This window comes from Dongia sp., from assembly GCF_041905885.1.
Classification (GTDB): domain Bacteria; phylum Pseudomonadota; class Alphaproteobacteria; order Dongiales; family Dongiaceae; genus Dongia.
Genome location: NZ_JAYRKD010000021.1, coordinates 1 through 15621 on the forward strand (window position 1 = coordinate 1; position 15621 = coordinate 15621).

A 15621-nucleotide genomic window follows, 5' to 3' on the forward strand; every position below is an offset into this window, starting at 1 on the left:
ATCGGCGTCTGCGCCACGCCGTCCTTGATGATCTGCACCTGGGCCGCCCCGGTCGTGCTGTTATAGAGCAGCACGTCCGATTGCCCGTCGCCATCGACGTCGCCGACGCCCTTGATCGTGAAGCCCGACGGCGGCGTATAGGCCGGGGTCGAGTCCTCGATCACCTGGTCGCCGGCGTTGTCCACCTTGTAGGTGTCGTTGCCCTTGCCGCCCGACATCTTGTCGGCGCCGGCGCCACCATCCAGCGTGTCGTTGCCGTCATTGCCGTTCAGCACGTCGTCGGTGCCGAGACCGGTCAGCACGTCGTCCAGTCGCCCGCCGTTCAGCGTGCCGCTGCCGGTCAGGTTGAGCGGCAGCAACAGGCTGGTGTTGGTGAAGTCCGCCGTGGTCAGGGTCTTGCTGCCGGTGAGCTCGATCTGGAAGTCGGCCACCTTGTCGCCGTTGATGTCGCCCTCGAGGATGGTGTTGCCGCCCGAGGAGACGGTGTGCAGCGCGTCCTTGTCGCCGTCGAAGGCGGCGCTACCGAGGAAGCGGAACTGGTCCAGGGCCGAGATGTCGATCTTGTCGGTCCCGACCTGGAAGTCGGTGATGATATCGCGGGTCGCCTGCGTGGCGCCGGTGTCGCCGACACCGAACACGAAGGTATCCGCGCCGAGGCCCCCGGTCAGGGTGTCGACATCCGCGCCACCGGTGATCACGTTGGCGGCGCTGTTGCCGATGATCTTGTTGGCGACCGCATTGCCGGTGCCGTTGATCGGGTCAACCCCGTCCAAGGTCAGGTTCTCGAGCCCGGCGCCGAGCGTGTAGCTGATGGTCGAGATGACCGTGTCGGTGCCCTCGTTGCCGCCGGACAAGGTGCCGATCGGATCCACGGTCTTGCCGGAGACCGGCGCCCAGGTGACCGAGGTCCCGTTGATATAGATGCCGTATTGGGTGGTGCCCGCGGTGTAGAGCACGTCCTTCTTGCTGTCGCCGTTCAAGTCGGCGAAGCCGGCCGCCGTCCAGCCGCCCCAGACCGGCAGCGCGATCGGCGCCTGCGCGACCCCGTCCTTGATGATCTGCACCTGGGCTGCATTGGTGGTGCTGTTCACCAGCAGCACGTCCGATTGGCCGTCGCCATCGACGTCGCCGACGCCCTTGATCGTGAAGCCCGCCGGCGGGGTATAGGCCGGCGTCGAAGTCTCGATCACCTGGTCGCCGACGTTGTCCACCTTGTAGGTGTCGTTGCCCTTGCCGCCGGTCATCTTGTCGACGTCCAGGCCGCCGTCGAGAATGTCGTCGCCGCTGTCTCCGTTCAGTGTGTCGTTGCCGCCCAGGCCGGAAAGAGTATCGTCGCCCAGGCCCCCGTTCAGCGTGTTGTCGCCGCCGTCGCCGTCCAGAATCACTGACGCCACCAAACTGTCCCCACTGAAATCGCTCAGGCCGAGCGTCTGCTTCCCCGCGAGCTCCACGCCGAAGTCCGCATTCTTGTCGCCGTTGGTATCGCCTTCGACGATCGTGCGATCGCGCCCCGCGTCGTAGACCGTGTGCAGCACGCCCGCCTTGCCGTCGAAACTGACCTCGCCGAGGAAGCGGAATCCGGCATCCATGCCCGCGACCAGCGTGTTGGCGTCGATCTCCGAGAAGTCGAGCTTGTCGGTCCCGGTCTTGAAATCGGTGATGAAGTCGCGCGTGCCGGTGCTGTTGCCGAGCGTGCCGGCCGCGAACTCGAAGGCGTCCGCGCCGTCGCCGCCGGTCAAGGTGTCGGTGGCGGCGCCGGTCCGCATGACATCGGCGAAATGGGTGCCCCGCATCACCGGGTGGGCGGCGTCGGCGGTGATGATGCCGGTGACCGCATAGCCGAGCGCAAGATTGGCCTGGATCAGGCCGGCGCCGGTTCCGGCATCGTAGCCCTTGTCGAATCCGGCGGTCGCCGGATTGTCCATGTCGGTGGCGGAATTCATCAGCAGGTTGCGGATGTCCTCGCCGGTGAGGCCGGACTTCGCCTGCAACATCAAGGCGGCGACCGCCGCCGCGTGCGGCGCCGCCGCCGAGGTCCCGTAGAAGCTGGAGAATCCGCTGACCGTCGTCGCGCCGCCGTCCGGCGCGGTGATCGACGGCGTCAGCCGCACCTGCGGCGTCGAGAGCAGGTTGCCGGCGGTGTCGTAATAGACCTTGGTCGGACCGCCCGACGAGTAGCCCTCGATCACCGGCGGCGTCACGCCGTAATAGGGCGTCGAGCCCCAATAGGCGGCGCCGACCGCGATCGCACCCTCGGCCGCGGCATGGCCATAGACTGTGCCGTCGTTGGTGTTGACCGTCGACTTGCCCATGGTGAGGCCGGCGCCGTTGTCCAGCACCACCAGCTTGAAGGCCGCCGGCGGCGTGCCGCTGTGCAGGCCGACCGCGAGATTGACCGTCTGCGCCGTCGACTGGTCGTTGTAGAAGACCATCACCTCCTTGGGATTGCCGCCGATGTTGTTGGCAATCGCGTAAGGCGGCTCGTCGCCGGCGAGGTCGATGGTGGAGAGCGCCGTCCCCGCTGAATTGTAGATGAAGAGATCGAGATCGCTGGTGGCGCCCTTGCCGGGGCTGACGCTGCTCGAGGGCTGCGCCCAGTCGAGGACGAAATAGGCGCCGCGGCCGGAGGGAATCGTCACGGTCAGGAACTGCTGCATCCCCGCGGTGGTCGAGAGCTGCGCGAAGGTCTCGGTCCGGCCGACCACCGTCTGGGTGATGCCGGTGTTGATGAACGAGGATTCGAAGCCGAGATGGCCGTCATTCGCGGCCGAGGAGAAATAGGCGACGCCCTGCGCCTTCACCTGGTTCACCGCCTGCGCGATGATGCCATCCTGGTAGGCCGGCTCGGCGAAATAGAGCACGTCGTCGACGATGACCTTCGCGCCGTTATTCGCCAGATTGACGATCGCGCTGGCGAAGGCCGCCTGCGAGGAATAGGCGGTGGCAAAGGCGATCGATGCCCCCGGCGCCACGTCGTGGACCAGCTGCGCCATGGCGCGGCCCTCGTCGGAGGCCCCCGTCTGCAGGTAGTCGCTGAGGACGGTGGTGCTGGCCGGCAGGTCTTTAAAGGCGATATCGCTCGCCATCGCGCCCTTGTAGTTGAAGCTGTCGGAGATGACGCCGACCTTGATTCCGGTTCCGTCATAGAATTTTCCGTCGCCGTAATTCGTCGTGCGCGCCAGGTCGGCCAGCATGGCGAAGTCGCCCTGCGTGGTGGCGTTGCCGACATGGGACATGGTGATCGCCTGGCTGGCGAAAGCGAGGTCGGCGATGCCGGCGAGCTCGCCGACCCGTTCGACCGGGATCAGCCCACCGGCCATCGCGCCGAAGCTGGCGCCTTGCTGGATGCCGAGCGCCTCCAGCTGCTTCAGCAACGCCGCGCCGTCGCCGTCCTTGGCCGCCGCATCGATCGCCACGAACTTGCCGTCCGCCGTCGCCGCGCCGCCGGACGGCCTTGCTTCCCCGGTGACCGCGATCGCCGCCAGCCCGGTATCGAGCATCGCGTAACGCCCGCCGATCGCATCGGAGAGCGCATGCTGCGGGTCATCGGCTCGGTCCAGCGTCGCGCTCAGCTTGCTCGCGCCGATTTCTTCGCCATCTGATACCGCCGAAGTTCCGAAGGCTTGCGCGCGCCGCGCTGCCGGCGCGTCGAGATCGCCGGACGAGAAGCTCAGGAGGTCATCGTCCTCCTCGACCGGCGCCATGTTCGCGGCCGAACGGTGTTCGTGCCGCTCGGTATCCGGCATGGACATTGGCTGCGGCTGGGGGGCGAAACTATGGCCGGTCTGCTGCGTAGGTTCCGTGGGCGCTACCGGCTGCCCGGCCGTCGCGCCTTCAGCGGGCAGGCTTCCGGATGCCGCCTGGCGTGGCGGGCTGACCGCATCATCGGATTCGGAAATGAAGAAGGCCGGCGCCGCTGCGAGGGCCGCATCCACCCCGACGATATCGTGTGCGAGCGGCGGAACTGAAGCTTCAGCTGGCGCTGGCGCGCCGACTGGAGTTGTCGTCTTCATTTTACACTTCGACTACAAATAACAGTTGGGATCCCGAGCTCGCCTGCCGCCAAAGCGGAAGCTCAACCATCTGAGATTTGCAAGGTAGATGCCAGATGATTTTAACGTATTTACCTAGAATTTTACGCGATCCGAGATCACCGTGTGAGTTCATCGGCAAAATCGCGCCAGGAGTCCCACACTGCGCTGCGCTAAAGGCAAAATCCGCCGAGCATGCAGCGTCGTCGCGCTTACCGCAGGTTGAAAGATGACACGAAAGGTCACGATTTCCCGGCTGTGCGAGCCGCGGGAAGGCGGCTCGCGATTCGGCGCCGGTCGCAAGCAGAACCGGTTCGGGCAAGCGTCGAGGCTGATTCCGGGAAATTGAAGTGGCGGAGGGAGGGTCTGAGTTGAGACAACCTTTCATAGCTACTCACTACTTATCAGAGGCTATCACTACGCCACGGTTATCCGCATTTGGCGCGGCTTCTGAAGTCTTTCCGTCCCTCTCAAGGACTCTTGCGCGTTCTCAGAAGATCGCACAGAATCGCAACCAACAATGTGGGTTGGTCTGTGGGTAGGAGTGCGGAGGATGGTTCGACAGGTAAGCCGGCTAACTGCTCTGGCGGTCACCCGCTCGAAGACGCCGGGCATGTATCCGGATGGCGGCGGCCTCTATCTCCAGGTCAGCGAGACAAAGACACCGGGGGAGGTCACGCGCTCCTGGATCTTTCGGTACACCCTCGCCGGGCGGGCGCGCGAAATGGGGCTCGGTTCGTTGAACGATATCACCCTGGCTGAAGCCCGGGAGCGGGCACAGGGTGCGCGCAAACAGAAGGCTGAGGGTATCGATCCCATCGCCGCCAGGGACGCGGAGCGCGCCGCCAGGCGCGCCGAGGCGGCGACGGCGATGAGCTTCAAGGATGCAGCCCAGGCCTATATCCGGTCACACCGCGCAGGCTGGCGAAACGCAAAGCACGGCGACCAGTGGGAGGCGACCCTTGCGAGCTACGCCTATCCCCTGATTGGTGGGTTGTCGGTTGCAGCGATCGACACGGCGCTTGTCATGAAGGTGCTGGATCCGATTTGGCAGCAAAAGACCGAGACGGCGAGCCGGCTGCGGGGCCGCATCGAGCGCATTCTCGATTGGGCAACGGTGAGCGGTTACCGGCGAGGCGAGAACCCGGCGCGCTGGAGGGGTCACTTACAGAGTCTCTTGCCGCCCAAGACCAAGGTGCAGGCCGTCCAGCACCATGCGGCCCTGCCTTATGGCGAGGTTCCCAGCTTCATGGCCGCCCTGAAGCAACAAAGCGGCAGCGCTGCCGATGCCCTGCGCTTGGTAATCCTGACGGCGGTTCGGACGAGTGAGGCGATCGGGGCGCGCTGGGAGGAGATCGACCTTGATGCCAAGCTCTGGATCATCCCGCCGGAGCGCATCAAGTCGGCCCGCGAGCATCGTGTACCGCTGTCGGTTGCTGCCGTCGCATTGCTCCAGAGCCTACAGGGATCCGCACCCCGTCAGGGGTTGATCTTTCCGTACGGAAAGAAGCACATCAGCAACAACGCCATGCTGGCCTTGCTGAGGCGGATGAAGCGGACCGACATCACCGTGCATGGCTTCCGTTCCAGCTTCCGCGATTGGGCCGCCGAACAGACGAACTTCCCGCGCGAGGTCGCAGAGATGGCGCTCGCCCATGTCGTGAGCGACAAGGTCGAGGCCGCGTATCGCCGGGGTGACCTCATGGAGAAGCGACGCAAGCTCATGGAAGCCTGGTCGGGCTATGTCGGCTCGCCGCCGGCGGCCGGCAAGGTCGTATCGATGCATAGGAAGATGGCGTAGCAGAGGCACCCTAGACCTCCCGTCACCCGGCCGGGCAAAGCCGGGACACCAGGCGGGGCCTGCCAGCGTTCCAGCGCCGACAGGCCCCTGACCACAACCTCGCGCATTGGAGGCGCAAGGGCATGGCTGACAAGACTCTCGGCTCGGCAGGCGCCGGCCGCAACCCCCCGCATGGGTTCTCGGAAAGCACAATCCGTCCCTACGTCGACTCACGGACCGAGTCGGCGGAAGCTCGACCTGGCGCCGTCGTGGCGCCGGCGGGCAGTGATTTGGCTGCCCCATTTTCAGAAACAGGGAGTTGCGAAATGTCCAGAAGGCAGGCGTTGAGTGTGGCCATGGTCCCAACGGCAATAGCGCTCGGTACCATCGAGCAATTGGTCCCGAGCGACCCAGGACCGGGATTGTGGCGCAAGTGGCGGGCGGCAGCAGCAACCTGGTCGGAGCCGCAGCATCAGCTCGACCTTACCACGATCGCACTCAAGAACGCGGTGTCGGAGATCGAAGTCGATGGGCATCCGATCAGAGACCTTTCCGACGTTCGCCGCCTGCAGTCCCGCGATTTGGTCAACGGTGCCAGCCGAGGTTACGCCGAATACAACAGCCTCTGCGCTCGGCTTGTGTTGAGAGACGAGGAAGTAAAGCGACGCGAGGAAGCGGCCGGGATCCCGCAGATGGAAAGCGAAGTGGCCGCGCTTTGGGATGCATTCATGGCGGCAGAGCGCGAGATCCTAGAACACAAATCGCCATCGCCGGCATCGATTGCCGCCAAGCTGCACATCGTACTTGACCATCAGTGTTTCGAGGATCCAGACACGCCGGAATACCTCTCGACGACCGGCATCTTGCGCGATCTGCTGCCATGCCTGCCGGAGGACATGGCGACTGCCATTGCGGCCCATCTGGATCAAGTCAATCGCTGGATGGAGAAAGCGAAAAGTGCGAACCCGGTTCGCGATCGGGACGCGTGATGCGGCTGTTGCCTTGAACTAGAATAGCGACTCGGCAGGGGCTAGTCCGACGGGACGAAAGGCGGCACCGCACCGCTTGCCCCTTGCCGGATATCAACGCGGACCGCAGCTGCGGAGCGGGCTAGTGACAAAAGATACAGACGAATTCGATAAGCTTTGGTATCGGGCGCCGGGCTTCTATTCCGCCTTCCATCTTTCGGTCGACGTCCGCACCGGAAAGATGTCACGCGGTCGGTCGCTAGCAGACCTGCGGGACACATCTGACCCATGGCCGCCGGATACAATCAACCTTCGCCAAGCGTTAGACAAATTGGGTCGCCAGCGGTTCCCGGGTCCGTCAAATAGTTGGAATTCACGAGACCTGCATGCTCGCGCATCAATTCCTTGCGACCTCCCCCTGTCTTGGGCGTTTAACGATCCCGACGAAGAGCATGGCACGCAGGCGATCGAACGCGATGCAGGAGGACGATATAGGATCTATACCCTGTCCGGATGGCAGATCGTGCCTGAGGGCGCGAACGCTAGAGATCTTTGGCGCGTGGAGAAGCAGAGGCTGGTGGCTGCTCGGGACGAGGAGCTTGCCGCTTCGATCCGGCTGGGCACAGTGTGCGGTGAGCTAAGGCGGCGTCTTATAGACAGTGGGTTCGAAGCTACGATGTATGACCGCGGGTCCGGCCGTATCGAGTCGATTGGCCCAAAGCGCTGGTGGTCCGATGATCTTGCACGTCAGCTGAACTACGGCTGGCGTTATCAATTGATCTTCGAGCCTGAAAGGCTACCCGGCGATTGGCCCGGGAGCGGCGCGCACGCCGACGCGGTAGAGCTAGATGGGTGGACGGGCTTCTTGCGGTTTCCCGCAGACTTCCTAGAGAGGATGAATGGCGCGCCAGACGCCCCGGCTCTTGCCCTGCAGCCCTCAGGAATGCCAGGCCGTCCCCCTGAGCTCGGGAGCGCGATGCTGCGCAACGAACTGGAGCGACGCCTCCAAGATCCTGCCGAGTATCAACGACTCACGGGCATGAAGAACACTGAAATAGCTACCGAGATCTTCGCGGAACTACGAAGGTCGCATCCCACGTTAGCCCCGCTCCAAGGCAAGAGCGCCGCGAACCGCGTAGGCGAAATAATGAAGGAACACAAAAAGCCGGCCCCGAAATAGAATTTCGGGGCCATTCCGGGCGGGCTATTACGGGCATCTCATCATCGTTCAAATGCTCTCACCTGCGGTGCGATCCGCTAGAGCGTTTGAGCGAGGCCCACATGAATGAGCGATCCGCTTTTTCGATTAAGGAATTCTCAGAGCGTAGCGGCCTCTCAGTCGCGACGATCTACCGCCGCCTGAAGGACGGAAGCCTGCGGTCCGTCCAGATCGGTGGCCGCCGTCTCATTCCGGCCGATGTGGAGCGCGAGCTCCTCGCCGGCGAACCGGGTTCGCGCAACAGCGATCAGGCGGCATAGCCCATGAGCACAATCGGTCTTTGCCTGGCGAAGAAGGTGCAGGAGGGCAAGCTCTCGAGGGAGCAGGCCGACCGCGCCTTGAAGCTGATCGGCAAGCTCGAGGCTGAGTACTCCACGACCATGAGCCGGACCGCGGCTGAAGCCGCGGCAGCGGCACGGGCTTCGGAGATCCTCACGGCCGAGGCGCGGGCGAAGAAGCGCGACATCGTCCTGCAGGCCCAGGCCAGCAGCGCGGCGATGGAACAAGCGCTGGCGCATCCCAAGGGCACCTATGCCGGCGTCGCCGCGGTTTTCGCTCGCGACTGGTGGAACCGGGCCGGCGGCACCTCGGTCGAAGCTCGGATCAAGACCGTGCGGCGCGCGCTGTTCCAGAAGTTTGGCGCGGGCGTCGAGGCCTATCGTTCGACTGCACTCGGCCTCAAGCGCCCAAGCCTAGTCAAGTTGGTGCGCGAGATTTACGGCGAGAGCACCGGCGATGCGACGGCCGCCACTACGGCACGAGCCTGGTCCGAGACTGCCGCCTACGGCGTCGAGCGGTTCAACGCCGCCGGCGGACATCTAACCGCCAAGCGAGATTGGCGACTGCCGCAGGCGATGGAGCCGGCCCGGCTCAAGGGGCGGCGCGACCAATGGATCGAGTACATGCGTGAGGCCTATGTCGCTGGGCGCCTCAAGGTCTGGGATTACGAGCTCGACCGCATGGCGGATGCTGCGACCTTCGAGGGCATCCTTTCCGACGCGTTCGACCGGATCGCGACAGACGGCGCGGTAGATATCACGCCTGGCCAGACCGGCGGCCGCAAGGTCGCGAACCAACGAACCGATCACCGTGTTTTCGAGTGGACCACCGCGGATGCGTGGCTCGATGCCAACCAGCAATGGGGCCGCGGCGACGACGGGATCTATCCGATGCTGATCGGCCATCTCGAACGCATGGCGCGCGACATCGGGATGATGGAAAAGCTCGGGCCCAACCCGGACCTCACCGCGCGGATGCTGATCGACCAGGCCCGCAAGGATGAGGTGGGCGGCATCAAGACGGGCAATCTTGGCGCGATTTGGGATCAAGTCTCGGGCAAGTCGAATGTCGCGGTTTCTGCGCGGCTCGCCCATACGGCGGGTGGCATCCGCGCCTGGCTGGCGGCAGCCCAGCTCGGCTCGGCGGTGCTCTCAGCGACAACGGACTTCCATACGCTGCGGGCCACGGCGAAGTTTAACGCGTTGCCGGCAAGCCAGGTGATGGCGCGATACATCAAGCTGCTCGCCGGAGACGCGGACAGCAAGACGCTGGCTCTGCGGACCGGCATCATAGCCGAGGGCTGGATCCACAGTAGCAAGGCGGCGCTGCGGGACGCGCTGGATGAGCAGTTTACCGGCATTGCCGGGCTAGCGGCCGAGGCTGTGTTCCGTGCCTCCGGCCTCTCCAAGCACACCGATGCCGCGCGTCAGGCCTTCGGCCTCGAATTCCTGGCCTTCCTGGCGGATCACGCGCGAACCCGGTTCGGCGGTCTGCCCGACGGGCTGCAGCGCGGGTTTCAACGCTACGGTATCGGCGAGGCGCAGTGGCATGCGATCGGCCAGGCGGTCGAGACCGTGAAAGGCGCTAGCTTCGTCTCGCCGGCGTTGCTTGACGGCATAGACCGCAAGACCGGCGCCCAGCTCATGGACATGATCCTGACGGAGATGGACTACGCGATCGTGGTGCCTGGCGCCCGCGAGCGATCCTGGATGGTCGGCGGAGGCCATGAGCTACTTCGACGCGGCAGCATTGTCGGCGAGATCCTTCGAACCGGTTCGCAGTACAAATCCTTCCCCGTCACGATGATGACGACGCACACGCTGCGGGCGCTGCAGACCCCTGGCGTACTCGCGAAGTTTGGCGCCGTCTTCAGCCTGGCGATCAGCACGACTGTGCTCGGCGGGTTAGCGGTGCAGATGAAGCAGCTGGTCCAGGGCAAGGACCCGCGCGACATGACCGATAGCAAATTCTGGGGAGCCGCCTTCTTCCAGGGCGGCGGCGCCGGCATCGTCGGCGATTTCCTCTATTCGGCCACCGACCGCACCCATCGCAGCTTCTATATGCAGATGACCGGCGGTCCGTTTGGTGGCCTGGTTGACGACGTGGCTTCTCTCGCCGGCTTCAATCTCGGCTCCGTCGTCCGCGACGAGAACACGAATTTCGGCCGCGACCTCGCCCGCTTCGTACGCAACTACACCCCGGGCTCCACCCTCTGGTATTCGCGCCTAGCCGTCGACCGGCTGCTCTGGAACACGCTGCAGCGCATGCTCGACCGCGACGCCGCAGGATCCTTCCGGCGAATGGAGCAGCGCGCACGCAAGGAGTATGGCCAGAGTTTCTGGTGGCGACCCGGCCGCAACGCACCCGATCGGGCACCGAACATCGGCGCCGCTATTGAAGACTGATTTGCGAGCTAGGTCCGCAAGAAGGGGGACAACATGGCCAACGAGGCATTGAAGCAATATCGCGAGCTCATGGCGCTCGCTAGGTCCTACGCCGGCGAACAGTGGCCGGTTTTGTCGCGCGCGCACGCGAACGACCTCATCCAACGGGCGAGACGGTCCGAAGCGCTGATGCAGGCCTATTTCAACCGCAGCCATCCGTTCAATAAACGGGCAACGGAGATCGCCGCCAACTTGGATTATTGGAGCAAGGAGCATCCGACGCGACCCGATGGCTCGCCGCTGCCCCTGCGGGAGATGCCGAACTATGAAGATCCGTCAACGGACGTTTTCCCGGAAATTCCCAACCTAGAGCACCTGACGCCTGACGCCGCTCGCGCGCGTTTGGAATGGCTTCGCACGCAGGACGAATTTGTCGGCTACCTGAGCGACCCCAAGCATCCGGCGCATGCAACCGCTCAGGAAGGGATGGCGCGGTTGCGCCGCCTCGCTGCCGGACTGCCCAGCAAGATCGATGTTGCCCTGCAGATAAAGGCTCAGGACCGCATCCAGGAGATCCGGGACGAAACCGCTCTCGACCCGAAACATCCCTATTGGGAGAAGACTGACCCGGACCACCAGGCGGTGGTGCAGGAGATGGATCAGCTCTACGCGATCGTCAATCCGGATGGTGACGCCGGCGACAGGGACGGCCAAACGGCACTGGCCAGAACAGAAGTCAGAAGTCTGCCGGCGCCGGCGAGCTCCGGGACTCCGACATCGAGCGAAAGCACCGGCCGACTTTCAGACATGGTGGCCTCAACCCGAGCAGACGTGACGACACTTCACAAGCGGATCGCTGCGGATCCGAAGCATCCCTACAACGACCGCCGGCACCCCGACTACAAAGCCGCTCAGGATCGCATGAATGCGCTCTACGCTGCTACGGCGCCGGTAGGCACCTACGATCCCGACAATATGGGACGGGCGCACGCCGGACCTAGCCTGCGGGCCCCGACCGCCGCGAACCCGATTCGCGAGCATGGCCCGCAGTCAGTGACGGGGCGCGACCAAGCGCGAACGGAGATCGCCCGGATCCGGAAAGAAGCGGCCTCCGATCCGAAGCATCCCTACAACGACCGCCGGCACCCCGATTACAAGGCGACCCAGGCGCGCATGAATGAGCTCTACACCGGCGCCGCGGAGCCTGGCGAAGATACCAATGACGGCGGGCAGACGTCATCGGCGCAGGCATAGGGCGCGCCGCGCCCGTCAAGGGGAACACAGACATGAACTTCATAGCAGCGGGGTACGAAAGAATGGTCGAAGCGATGAAGCGGCGCGGCAGGACCAAACCAGAGCAGCTGGAAGAAGATCTCGCCGCGGCGGAGAAGCAGCGCGATTACACCCATGAGATGCTGCAGCAGGCGAAGGCCGCTAGAGAGGAGAGCCTTGAGCTTGCAAGTCTCGGTGATGCCAAGGCTCTCGAAGTCGTTCGCCGAAATGATGTCACAATCGCCCAGCTAACGAGCAGCTTGGCGATGTATGAAGAGGCAATCCGAACCAAGCATATGCCGGCGATCGAGGCGAAGCGGGCCTATGACGCCGCCCAGGATCGCAAGGCAAAGATCGAAAGGCTCAACGGATTGCTGGCCGACCGGTTGGCAGTGATCGAGGCTCTTGAGGCAGCGCTCGTCAAGGCCGGCGCCGCCCTTAACAAACAATACGACTTGACCCGTCAGATCGAGCGCCAGCGGGAAGATCTCGTCGGGAGGCCCACTTCCGATGCTTTAGGTCATCGATACATGCCGCCCGCCACGCTCGAAACGCCGCGCGTCGTGGAGCGGGTCACCCGCTTCTGGCAGCATGTGGAAGGGGCGCTGTGGATCGATCGCGACGCCTTTTCGAACCTCCATGATCAGAAGGTGCCGTCGCTGGTGGAGGCCGAACGCGCGGCGCAGGTGCCATACGCGGTGAAGGAATGAGGATGTCGGCCCAATTCAGGCGGGGGTCGCCCCTGGAGATCATGGACAAGGTCGCGGCCGAGACTGCCTTGAATGCGATGCTGATCCGGCATGGCGGCAACGCTGTAGCGGCGAGTGCGTCGCTCAACCGGTTCGCCGGTAAGGCCGCCAAGAGCGTTGACCGTCCCCGTGCCAGCAGTACGACGTTTCTCACTGGCGCGTCGCGTCTCGCCGAGGCAGCGCGCGCAGGGCAAGGGCTGGCGCGCGCGCAACAAATGACCACAGGGCTGAACGCGCCCGGCTAACTGAGGTAACACCATGTCAGAGCTCTATCTAGAGCGGCGCCAGGGCTGGCACCGCTGCCGGCCTTTGCCGGCCGAATTTTGGGCGATCGGCCGAGAGCATGCCGGCCCGTCCGCGCTCATCACCAGCCACAATGAACTGTTCTACGTGCTTGATCCAGGTGGCGCGATCGTGCGCCTAAGGTTGGGCGCGCTGCGATGGAAGCGAACCTTCCAGCTGGTGTTCAAGGCCAGCGAGGCCGAACTCCGCCTCATGTTCCGAAACGCGAGGTATCCGGCGATCAGATGGCTGGAGGCCGCCCAAAACCAATTGATCGTATCGAGCTCGGAGGCCGGGCTCATTGACGGTGCGGAGTTTGGGTTCACGGCGGGTGGCGCCGGCGTTGAGCAGCGGCCGATCGCCTGTCGCGTGCTGCGCGCGCTCGAAGGCGGGCACGCATGAGCTCCGAAGACGAGATCCGCGCAGCGGCCGACAGGGTGACGCCGCTACCGCCAAAGCCGGCAGCACCGAAGGACGCCAACGACGTGCTGCAGAGCGAGGGCACCGCTGGCGTGCAGGCTATGATCGACAGCGCCTCGCCGGCGGCGCCCCAGGATCGCAACAAAGCGAGCAGTCAACCACGGCGCGCGAAGGCCGGCGGGAAAAAAGGCGGCGGGAAGGGTGGCGGCGGTGGCACAGACGGTGGCGGCAGCGGCGAATGGAAGGCGGGCAGCAGCTTCATTCAAAGCTTGTTTTTCATGGATGACCGGGGCCTCTGGCATAAGCCCTACTCGGGCGACGGGAAGTCGTCGCAGATTCATGTCTGTGATCCGGTCAAGGTGCTGGCGCGAACAAGAGATGCCGCCGGCGAAAATTGGGGATCGCTGATTGCCTGGTCGGATGGCGATGGGCGCCAGCATGAGTGGGCAGTGCCGCGCGGCATGCTCGCCGGCGACGGCGTTGCCATCCGAGAATATCTTCTGCAGCGCGGCCTCTACATCGCACCGGGCAAAGCAGCGCGTGAGGCGCTGATGATGTGGCTTTCCTCCTTGGAACCGAAGGAAGCGGCGCTCTCGGTCGAGCAGGTGGGCTGGCATGAAGGTTCGGCCGGCTTGGCTTTCGTGCTGCCTGACGCGGTCTACGGGCCGCAGGGTGGCGAGCGGATCATCCTGCAGGCCATCAGCCGGGTTGGCCACAACTTCGACCAGGCTGGCGTCCTCGAAGACTGGCAGCGCGAGATCGCCGCGCCGGCGGCGGGGAACACTCGATTGCTGCTGGCGATCGCCGCCGGGTTTGCGGCGCCGCTGCTCCGGCTGACCGGGGAAGAAAGCGGCGGCATCAACTTCCTGGGACAGAGCCGCACGGGCAAGTCGACGGCCGTCTTCATCGGTGCCGGCGTCTGGGGACGGGGCGCGCGCGGCGGCTACGTCCGGCAATGGCGCGCGACAGCAAACGGGTTGGAGAGCGTCGCGGCCGCTCACAGCGACGCGCTACTGCCACTCGATGAGATGGGGCAGATGGATCCGCGCGAGATTGGCGAGGCGGCCTATTTGCTCGCCAACGAGAGCGGCAAGAGCCGAGCGACGCGGGAAGGCGCGGCCAGGCACGCGGTAACCTGGCGCGTCTTCATCCTGTCGAGCGGCGAGAATTCAATCGGCGAGCTCGCCCAGGAAGGCGGCCGCAAGGCGAAGGTGGGCCAGGAGGTGCGTATCGTTGACGTGCCGGCGGATGCCGGCGGCGGCATGGGCCTTTTCGAGGAATTGCACGGGTCGTCCGACAGCGACGCGTTCTCGCGTCGACTCCGCGACGCCGCTGGACGCTTCTACGGAACGCCGGCGCGGGCGTTCCTGACGGCTCTCACATCCGAGCTCGAGAGCAACCGCTCGGGCGTCATGGACTGGATTGAAGCCCATCGGGCCGAATTCATCAGCAAGACGGTGCAGAGCGAGGCGACGGGCCAGGTGCGATCGGTGGCCGGCCGCTTCGCGCTCATCTCCGCCGCAGGCGAGCTCGCCACGCGCTGGGGCGTGACGGGATGGGAGCCGGGCGTGGCGCGGTGGGCGGCAGCACTTTGCTTCCGCGCCTGGCTCAACAATCGCGGTACGGTCGGTGCGAAGGAGGATGAGCTCGCAATCCGCCAGGTGCGGCAGTTCATCGAGGAGAACGGATCGGCGCAGTTCTCACACTGGCCCGAGAAGGCGGCGCTGGATCCCAATGAGATCCCGACAGACGAGAAGACGATCTATCGGGCCGGGTTCAAGCGCTACAGCACCGACGACGAGGCATGGCACTACTACGTCATGCCCGAGGTCTGGAGCTCGAAAGTCTGCCGCGGTTTCTCAGCGCGGCATGTTGCCAAGGTGCTGGCGGAGCGCGGCTATCTGCGGCCGGCGAGCCAGGGCAAATTTTCGCAGTCGCTGACGGTGCCCGGGCACGGCAAGCAGCGCCTCTATCACATCCTGCCGGCAATCCTCGGCGATCATGGTCGCGGCGACGCGGACTGATTGCGCGCGTGAGGGGAGCGGAGCGGCATTATTGTTCGCGGCCAACCTCTGAAAAATCGGTGTTCTAGGTGTTCTGGTGTTCCCTTCAGTCAGGTATTCAGGTTTTTCAATCACTTCACAGTCTGGATATTGGAACACCTTGCTGAAGGCGAAGGTGTTCTGGGTGTTCTCGGAACACCTGGAACACGAGGCCGACAAGGCACCGTGAAAGGT

10 protein-coding genes are annotated in these 15621 nt (G+C 64.5%); 9 read left to right on the forward strand and 1 reads right to left on the reverse strand.

Translation table 11 applies throughout. The annotated features are described in order from the left end of the window. Nucleotides 1-3752, reverse strand: a 3752-nt coding sequence (locus ACH2CY_RS19345) for a M10 family metallopeptidase C-terminal domain-containing protein (RefSeq protein WP_395020994.1), incomplete at its 3' end; no start/stop codon positions are given. An 832-nt stretch (nt 3753-4584) separates the two neighbouring features. Here ACH2CY_RS19345 and ACH2CY_RS19350 point away from each other — a divergent pair. The 9 genes from ACH2CY_RS19350 to ACH2CY_RS19390 all read left to right on the forward strand — a co-directional run bounded on the left by ACH2CY_RS19350 (nt 4585) and on the right by ACH2CY_RS19390 (nt 15408). After that, nucleotides 4585-5832 carry a tyrosine-type recombinase/integrase gene (locus ACH2CY_RS19350; protein ID WP_395020995.1) on the forward strand — a complete coding sequence of 416 codons (1248 nt, stop codon included), beginning with the start codon at nt 4585-4587 and terminating at the stop codon, nt 5830-5832. 122 nt (nt 5833-5954) lie between these two features. Further along, nucleotides 5955-6800, forward strand: coding sequence for a hypothetical protein (locus ACH2CY_RS19355; RefSeq protein WP_395020997.1), 846 nt, complete (start codon nt 5955-5957; stop codon nt 6798-6800). A 1260-nt stretch (nt 6801-8060) separates the two neighbouring features. Beyond that, on the forward strand, nt 8061-8258 hold the full coding sequence (locus ACH2CY_RS19360) for an excisionase family DNA-binding protein (protein ID WP_395020998.1): 198 nt from the start codon (nt 8061-8063) through the stop codon (nt 8256-8258). Between the two features lie 3 nt (nt 8259-8261). Then, nucleotides 8262-10682, forward strand: a complete 2421-nt coding sequence (locus ACH2CY_RS19365) for a hypothetical protein (protein ID WP_395020999.1) — start codon at nt 8262-8264, stop codon at nt 10680-10682. A 33-nt stretch (nt 10683-10715) separates the two neighbouring features. Further along, nucleotides 10716-11915 (forward strand): hypothetical protein, encoded by a 1200-nt coding sequence (locus tag ACH2CY_RS19370; RefSeq protein WP_395021000.1) that lies wholly within the window; start codon nt 10716-10718, stop codon nt 11913-11915. A gap of 62 nt (nt 11916-11977) precedes the next feature. After that, nucleotides 11978-12643 (forward strand): hypothetical protein, encoded by a 666-nt coding sequence (locus ACH2CY_RS19375; protein ID WP_395021001.1) that lies wholly within the window; start codon nt 11978-11980, stop codon nt 12641-12643. A 41-nt stretch (nt 12644-12684) separates the two neighbouring features. Beyond that, entirely contained in the window at nt 12685-12927 is a 243-nt protein-coding gene (locus tag ACH2CY_RS19380) for a hypothetical protein (protein ID WP_395021002.1), read from the forward strand. 13 nt (nt 12928-12940) lie between these two features. Then, nucleotides 12941-13366, forward strand: a complete 426-nt coding sequence (locus tag ACH2CY_RS19385; RefSeq protein ID WP_395021003.1) for a hypothetical protein — start codon at nt 12941-12943, stop codon at nt 13364-13366. Next, on the forward strand, nt 13363-15408 hold the full coding sequence (locus ACH2CY_RS19390) for a DUF927 domain-containing protein (RefSeq protein WP_395021005.1): 2046 nt from the start codon (nt 13363-13365) through the stop codon (nt 15406-15408). The genes ACH2CY_RS19385 and ACH2CY_RS19390 overlap by 4 nt, the downstream gene beginning before the upstream one ends. Nucleotides 15409-15621: the final 213 nt, after the last annotated feature.

What these genes read in the sequence shown, in the direction of transcription:
- ACH2CY_RS19350 (WP_395020995.1), top strand. Translation starts at nt 4,585, where the DNA reads ATGGTTCGACAGGTAAGCCGGCTAACTGCTCTGGCGGTCACCCGCTCG.
- ACH2CY_RS19355 (WP_395020997.1), top strand. Translation starts at nt 5,955, where the DNA reads ATGGCTGACAAGACTCTCGGCTCGGCAGGCGCCGGCCGCAACCCCCCG.
- ACH2CY_RS19360 (WP_395020998.1), top strand. Translation starts at nt 8,061, where the DNA reads ATGAATGAGCGATCCGCTTTTTCGATTAAGGAATTCTCAGAGCGTAGC.
- ACH2CY_RS19365 (WP_395020999.1), top strand. Translation starts at nt 8,262, where the DNA reads ATGAGCACAATCGGTCTTTGCCTGGCGAAGAAGGTGCAGGAGGGCAAG.
- ACH2CY_RS19370 (WP_395021000.1), top strand. Translation starts at nt 10,716, where the DNA reads ATGGCCAACGAGGCATTGAAGCAATATCGCGAGCTCATGGCGCTCGCT.
- ACH2CY_RS19375 (WP_395021001.1), top strand. Translation starts at nt 11,978, where the DNA reads ATGGTCGAAGCGATGAAGCGGCGCGGCAGGACCAAACCAGAGCAGCTG.
- ACH2CY_RS19380 (WP_395021002.1), top strand. Translation starts at nt 12,685, where the DNA reads ATGGACAAGGTCGCGGCCGAGACTGCCTTGAATGCGATGCTGATCCGG.
- ACH2CY_RS19385 (WP_395021003.1), top strand. Translation starts at nt 12,941, where the DNA reads ATGTCAGAGCTCTATCTAGAGCGGCGCCAGGGCTGGCACCGCTGCCGG.
- ACH2CY_RS19390 (WP_395021005.1), top strand. Translation starts at nt 13,363, where the DNA reads ATGAGCTCCGAAGACGAGATCCGCGCAGCGGCCGACAGGGTGACGCCG.